The sequence below is a fragment of the Kitasatospora sp. NPDC054795 genome, assembly GCF_053611565.1.
In genome coordinates, this window is sequence record NZ_JBSHAP010000226.1 from 1 (window position 1) to 7,539 (window position 7,539).

Below are 7,539 nucleotides of genomic sequence, written 5' to 3' on the forward strand. Positions count from 1 at the left end.
CACCCCGAGCTCCGGACGCCCCACCACGAACTCCCGCAACCGCTCCGCCTGCGCACCCAGCGCCACCGGCGTCCGGCCCGACAACAGCCACGGCACCGGGCCCGCGCCCGTGATGGCGGGCTCCGCCGGACGCGGCTCGGACACGGATTCGAGGATCACATGGGCGTTGGTGCCGCTGATCCCGAAGGAGGAAATACCCGCGCGGCGCGGCCGGTCCGCCTCGGGCCACGGCCGGGCCTCGGTGAGCAGTTCCACCGCCCCGGCCGTCCAGTCCACGTGCGGGGACGGCGCGTCCACGTGCAGCGTGGCCGGCAGAACGCCGTGCCGCATCGCCAGCACCATCTTGATCACACCCGCCACACCGGCCGCGGCCTGGGTGTGCCCGATGTTCGACTTCACCGAGCCCAGCCACAGCGGCCGGTCCGCGAAACGGTCCTGACCGTAGGTGGCCAGCAGCGCCTGGGCCTCGATCGGGTCGCCCAGCTTGGTGCCCGTGCCGTGCGCCTCCACCGCGTCCACCTCGGCGGCCGACAGCCCGGCGTTGGCCAGCGCCTGCCGGATCACCCGCTCCTGCGACGGGCCGTTCGGCGCCGTCAGACCGTTCGACGCACCGTCCTGGTTGACGGCGGTGCCCCGCACCACCGCCAGCACCCGGTGCCCGTTGCGCCGGGCGTCGGAGAGCCGCTCCAGCACCAGCAGGCCCACGCCCTCCGACCAGCCGCTGCCGTCGGCGGCGGCCGAGAAGGCCTTGCAGCGCCCGTCGGCGGCCAGCCCGCCCTGGCGGCTGAACTCGGTGAACACCGAGGGCGTGGCGAGCACGGTGACGCCGCCGGCCAGCGCCAGGTCGCAGTCACCGGAGCGCAGCGCCTGGGCCGCCTGGTGCATGGCGACCAGGGAGGAGGAGCACGCTGTGTCCACGGTGACCGCCGGGCCCTCCAGACCGAAGGTGTAGGAGACCCGGCCGGAGGCGACGCTGCCCGCGTTGCCGGTGCCGAGGAAGCCCTGGACCTCGTCCGGGACGGCTCCGCCGCCGGTCGCGTAGTCGTGGTACATCAGTCCGGCGTAGACACCGGTCCGGCTGCCGCGCAGCGCGGTCGGGTCCAGGCCGGCGCTCTCGAAGGCCTCCCAGGAGGCCTCCAGCAGCAGGCGCTGCTGCGGGTCCATCGCCAGTGCCTCGCGCGGGGAGATCCCGAACAGGCCGGCGTCGAACCGGGCGGCGTCGTGCAGGAAGCCGCCCTCGAAGACGGTCGCGGCGCCCGCGCTCTCGCCGGCGTACACGGCGCCGACGTCCCAGCCGCGGTCGGTCGGGAAGGCGGTGATGCCGTCCCCGCCGGAGGCCAGCAGCTCCCACAGCCGGTCCGGGTCGGTGACGCCGCCGGGGTAGCGGCAGCTCATGCCGACGATCGCGATCGGCTCGTCCGGGGCGGCGGTCGTGGCGGAGGGCCCGGTGGCGGCCGGGGAGGCCGGGCGCCGGCCGAGCAGCTCGGCGCGGACGAACTCGGCCAGCACGGCCGGGGTCGGGTGGTCGAACACCAGGGTGGCGGGCAGCCGCAGCCCGGTGACCTCCTGGAGCCGGTTGCGCAGCCGGACCGCGAGCAGCGAGTCGAAGCCGAGGTCCTTGAAGGCCCGGCCGGGCTCGACGGCGGCCGCGCTCGCGTGGCCGAGGACGGCGGCGACCTCGGTGGCGAGCAGTTCCCCGACCGTCCGGGTCTGCTCGGCCTCGGTGAGCCCGGTCAGCCGGTGCGCGAGCGAGCCGGTGGCGGTCTCGGCGGCGGCGGCGCGCCGCGGGGCCGGGCGGACCAGTGCGCGCAGCAGCGGCGGCACCTCACCGTCCGGGCCGACGGCCGAGCGCAGCCGGATCGGCAGCAGGTGCGGGCGTGCGGAGCCGACGGCCGCGTCGAACAGGGCGAGTCCGTCGGCGTCGCCGAGCGACTCCGCGGTGCGGGAGGCCCGGGCGACCTGCTCGGTGGAGAGGTGGCCGGTCATCCCGCTGGCGCCGGCCCACAGGCCCCAGCCGAGCGAGACCGCCGCGAGGCCCGCGGCGGCGCGGCGGGCGGCCAGCGCGTCCAGGGCCGCGTTCGCCGCCGCGTAGGCCGCCTGGCCCTCCGGGCCGAAGGTGCCGGCGGCGGAGGAGAACAGGACGAACAGGCCGAGTTCGCGGTCGGCGGTCAGCTCGTGCAGGTTGAGCGCCGCGTCCACCTTGGGCCGCAGCACCCCGGCCAGCCGGGCGTCGTCGTACGAGCCGACGGTGCCGTCGTCGATCACGCCGGCCGCGTGGACGATGCCCGTGACCGGGTGTTCGGCCAGCACGGCGGCGAGCGCGTCGCGGTCGGCGGCGTCGCAGGCGACGACCGTCGCGTCGGCGCCCAGTGCCCGCAGCTCGTCGACCAGTTCGGCCGCGCCGGGGGCGTCGGCGCCCCGCCGGCCGAGCAGCACCAGTCGGCGCACCCCGTGCCGGGCGGCCAGGTGCCGGGCGACCAGGCCGCCCAGTGTTCCGGTGCCGCCGGTGATCAGTACCGACCCGGGCAGCGCGGGCGTGTCCGCGGCCGGGGTGCGGACCAGGCGCGGGAGCAGCACGGCGCCGTCGCGCAGCGCGGTGCGGGGCTCGGTGTCCACGGCGGACGGCCAGGGGCCGCCGTCCCCGGCCGGGTCGCGGTCGACCAGGACGAAGCTGCCGGGGTGCTCGGCCTGGGCCGAGGCGACCAGGCCGTGCACGGCCGCCCCCGCGAGGTCGGCGTCCGCGCCGACGGCGCCGCGGGTGAGCAGCACCAGCCGGGAGGTGCCGAGCCGCTCCTCGGCGAGCCAGTCGCGCAGCAGGCCGAGGATGGCGGAGGTGGTGGCCAGCACGGCCCGTGCGTCGTCGCCGGACGGGACCGGCAGGACGACGACGGCCGGGGTGGGCGCGCCCGCGTCGAGGGCGGCGGTCAGTGCGGCGAGGTCCGGGTGGCGGAGGGCCCGCGGCAGTCCGGCATCGTCGGCGCCGAGCACCGCCCAGCCGGTGGTGTCGGGGGTGGCGGTCGGGTCGGTCGCGGGCACCCAGTCCAGGGCGAACAGGGCGTCGTGGACGCCGCGCGCGGCGCTGCCGTCCAGGGCCTCGGGGGTGACCTCCCGGGCGGCCAGCGCGTCGACGGCGAACACGGGTGCACCGGTGGGGTCGGCGGCCCGCACGGTGGTTCCGCCGGGGCCTCGGGTCAGGGCGACCCGCAGCCCGGTGGCGCCGACGGCCTGGAGCGAGACGCCGGTCCAGGCGAAGGGCAGCCTGGTTCCGGCCTCGGCGTCGAGGGCGGCGGCGTGCAGGGCGGCGTCCAGCAGTGCGGGGTGCACGCCGTAGCCGTCGGCCTGGACGTCCTGGGGCAGGGCGACCTCGGCGTAGACGGTGCTGCCGTCGCGCCAGGCGGCGCGCAGGCCCTGGAAGGCGGGGCCGTAGCCGTAGCCGGCCTCGGTGAGTGCCTGGTAGAAGCCGGCCAGGTCGACGGGCCGGGCGCCGTGGGGCGGCCACTGGGCGTGGTCGAAGCCGGCGGCGGGCGCGTGCGCGCCGAGCAGACCGGTGGCGTGGCAGGTCCACGGCGCGTCCTCGCCGGACCGGGAGGAGACCTCCACGGTGCGGTCGCCCGCGCCGTCCGCCGGGCCGACGGCGACCTGGACGGCCACCGCGTCGGCCGCGGTCAGCACCAGCGGGGCCTGCAGCACCAGTTCCCGCAGCAGGGCGCTGCCGGCCTGTTCGCCGGCCCGCAGGGCCATCTCCACGAAGGCCGCGCCGGGCACCAGGGTGCGGCCGAGCACGGTGTGGTCGGCCAGCCACGGGTGACTGGTCGTGGACAGCCGTCCGGTCAGGACGACGCCGTCGTGGGCGAGCGGGACGGCGGCCCGCAGCAGCGGGTGGCCGGCCGTCACCTGGCCGACGGCGGCGGCGTCGTGCGCCGCGAGGGGCTTGGGCCAGTAGTACTCGCGCTGGAAGGCGTAGCCGGGCAGGGCGACGCGGCGGGCGGGCGGCAGCACCCCGGTGGCGTCCACCGGCACGCCGGCCGTCCAGAGTTCGGCGAGGACGGTCAGGAAGCGCTCGGCGCCGCCGTCGTCGCGCCGCAGGGTGCCGACCGCGGTGAGCGCGGTGCCGGCGTCCTCGGCGGTCTCCTGCACGCCGACGGTCAGCACCGGGTGGGGGCTGCACTCGACGAACACCGAGCGGCCGTCGGCGAGCAGAGCACGGGTGGCCTGCTCGAACAGGACGGTGGAACGCAGGTTGTCGTACCAGTACCCGGCGTCCATCCGCGCGGTGTCGATGGGCTCACCGGTCAGCGTCGAGTAGAGCGGCACCGCGGACGTGGTCGGGCTGATCCCGGCCAGCTCCGCCAGGACCCGCTCGCGCACCCGCTCCACCTGGGCGGAGTGCGAGGCGTAGTCCACCGGGATCCGGCGGGCCCGCACCCCGCTCTCCTCGCAGAGCGCCATCAGCTCGTCCAGCGCGCCGGGCTCGCCCGACACCACCGTCGAGGACGGGCCGTTGAACGCGGCCACCGAGATCCGGCCGCCGAAGCCGCCGATCAGCCCCTCGGCGGCCTCCTGGCCGACCGCCAGCGACACCATGCCGCCGTCACCGGCCAGTTCGATCAGCGCCCGGCTGCGCAGCGCGACCACCTTCGCGCCGTCCTCCACGGACAGCGCACCAGCCACCACCGCCGCGGCGATCTCACCCTGCGAGTGGCCGATCACGGCCGAGGGCTCCACACCGTGCGCCCGCCACACCTCCGCCAGCGACACCATCACGGCCCACAGCACCGGCTGGACCACGTCCACCCGGGACAGGTCCGCACCCTCGCGCAGCACCTCGGTCAGCGACCAGTCGGTGTACGGCACCAGCGCCGCCTCGCACGCGGCCAACCGCGCCGCGAACACCGGTGACCAGTCGGCGAGTTCCCGCGCCATGCCGACCCACTGCGAGCCCTGGCCCGGGAAGACGAAGGCCACCGAACGGCCGTCGCGCTCCTCGGCGACGCCCGTGACCACCCCGGCCCGGGCCGTGCCCTCGGCGAGTGCCGCCAGCCCGTCCAGCAGGTCGGTCCGGTCGGCGCCGAGCAGCACCGCGCGGTGCTCCAGGTCGGCGCGGGACAGCAGTGCCCGGCCGATCTCCGCCGGGGTGAGCTCGCCGTGTCCGGCCGCGAACTCCCGCAGCCGCGCGGCCTGCGCCCCCAGTCCGGCCCGGGTGCGGGCCGACAGGAACCACGGGAGGACTCCGGAACCGGTCTCCGGGACCGCGGCGGTCTCGGTGACGACCGGGGCGGCTTCCAGGATGACGTGGGCGTTGGTGCCGCTCATGCCGAAGGAGGACACGCCCGCGCGGCGCGGCCGGTCCACGGCCGGCCAGGGGCGCGCCTCGGCCAGCAGTTCCACGGCGCCCGCCGCCCAGTCCACGTGACCGCTCGGCGCGGCGACGTGCAGGGTGGCCGGGAGCGTCCCGTGCCGCATCGCCTGCACCATCTTGATCACCCCGGCGACGCCGGCCGCGGCCTGGGTGTGCCCGATGTTGGACTTGATCGAACCCAGCCACAGCGGCTCGCCGCCGCGGTCCCGGCCGTAGGTCGCCAGCAGCGCCTGGGCCTCGATCGGGTCGCCGAGCCTGGTGCCGGTGCCGTGCGCCTCGACGGCGTCCACGTCCGAGACGGTCAGCCCCGCGTTGGCCAGCGCCTGGCGGATCACCCGCTCCTGCGAGGGCCCGTTGGGGGCGGTGAGGCCGTTGGAGGCGCCGTCCTGGTTGATCGCGCTGCCGCGGACCACGGCGAGCACCCGGTGGCCGTTGCGGCGCGCGTCGGAGAGCCGCTCCAGCACCAGCACGCCGACGCCCTCGGCCCAGCCGGTGCCGTCCGCCTCGGCGGAGAACGGCTTGCAGCGGCCGTCCGCGGCGACGCCGCCCTGCCGGCTGAACTCGGCGAAGATCTCCGGACCGGCCAGCACCGTGACACCGCCGGCCAGCGCCATCGCGCACTCGCCGCCGCGCAGCGCCTGGGCCGCGAGGTGCAGTGCCACCAGCGAGGAGGAGCAGGCGGTGTCCACCGTGAGAGCGGGGCCCTCCAGGCCGAAGGTGTACGACACCCGGCCGGAGATCACGCTGTTCGAGGTGCCGGCGAGGACGTGCCCCTCGGCGGTGGTGGAGAGGTCGGTGCCGATCCCGTAGTACGACGTGCCGGCGCCGAGGAAGACGCCCACCTGCTCGCCGCGCACCGCGGTCGGGTCGATGCCGGCGTCCTCGAAGGCCTCCCAGGCGGCCTCCAGCGAGAGCCGCTGCTGCGGGTCCATCGCCAGCGCCTCGCGCGGGGAGATCCCGAACAGGGTGGCGTCGAAGCCGGTGGCGTCCGCGAGGAAGCCGCCGCGCAGCGCGTACGGCGCGTCCGCGACCTCGGCCTCCCAGCCGCGGTCGGCGGGGAAGTCGGTCATGCCGTCGCCGCCCTCGGCGAGCAGCCGCCACAGCCGCTCCGGGCTGTCGGCGCCGCCGGGCAGGCGGCAGCTCATCCCGACGATCACGACCGGGTCCTGGTCGGTGGCCGTCGCGGCGGCCCGGACGGGCGCGGGCAGGTCACGGCCGCCGAGCAGTTCGCCGAGCAGGTACTCGGCGAGCGCGGCCGGGCTCGGGTGGTCGAAGACCAGGGTGGCGGGCAGCCGCAGGCCGGTGGCGGCCTGCATCCGGTTGCGCAGTTCCACCGAGGTCAGCGAGTCGAAGCCGGCCTCCTTGAAGGCGCGGCCGGCCGCGACGGCGTCCGGGGAGGCGTGGCCGAGCACCAGGGCGGTCTGCTCCCGGACAAGGTCGACCAGCAGCGGGAGCCGGCCGTCCGGCCGCACCCCGGCGAGCCGCTGGGTGAGGCTCGCGGCGGTCGGGGCGTCGCTGGCCCGGCGCAGCGCGGCGCCGGCCAGCGAGCGCAGCACCGGCGGCGGTCCCGCCGGGTCGTTGCGCAGTGCGGTCACGTCGAGGTTGGAGGTGACCAGGTGCGCGCGGGGCACGGTGCCGGCGACGTCGAACAGGGCCATGCCCTGCGCGGTGGTCAGCGGGGCGCCGACCCTGGCCGCCCGGGCCAGGTCGGCGCCGGTGAGGTGGCCGGTGATGCCGCTGGACTCGGCCCACAGGCCCCAGGCCAGCGAGACGCCGGCCAGGCCGCGGGCCCGCCGCTGGGCGGCGAGGGCGTCCAGGAAGCCGTTCGCGGCGGCGTAGTTGCCCTGCCCGGGCGGGCCGAGCACGGCGGCGACGGAGGAGAACAGCACGAACATCGCGAGGTCGCGGTCGGCGGTCAGCTCGTGCAGGTGCAGCGCGGCGTCCGCCTTGGGGCGCAGGACGGTGGCGAGCTGTTCGGCGGTGAGGGCGGTGACCACGCCGTCGTCGACCACGCCGGCGGTGTGCACGACGCCGGTGAGCGGGTGCTCGGCGGGGATCGCGGCGAGCACCGCGGCCAGCGCCTTCCGGTCGGCGGCGTCGCAGGCCACGACGGCCGCCTCGGCGCCCAGGTCCCGCAGCTCGGCGACGAGTTCGGCCGCGCCCGGGCCCTCGGCGCCGCG

General features: G+C 77.2%; 1 protein-coding gene. It reads right to left on the reverse strand.

Translation table 11 applies throughout. The features are described from left to right. Nucleotides 1–7,539: SDR family NAD(P)-dependent oxidoreductase (locus ACWGJO_RS40290; RefSeq protein WP_452190745.1), on the reverse strand; the 7,539-nt coding region annotated here is incomplete at both ends.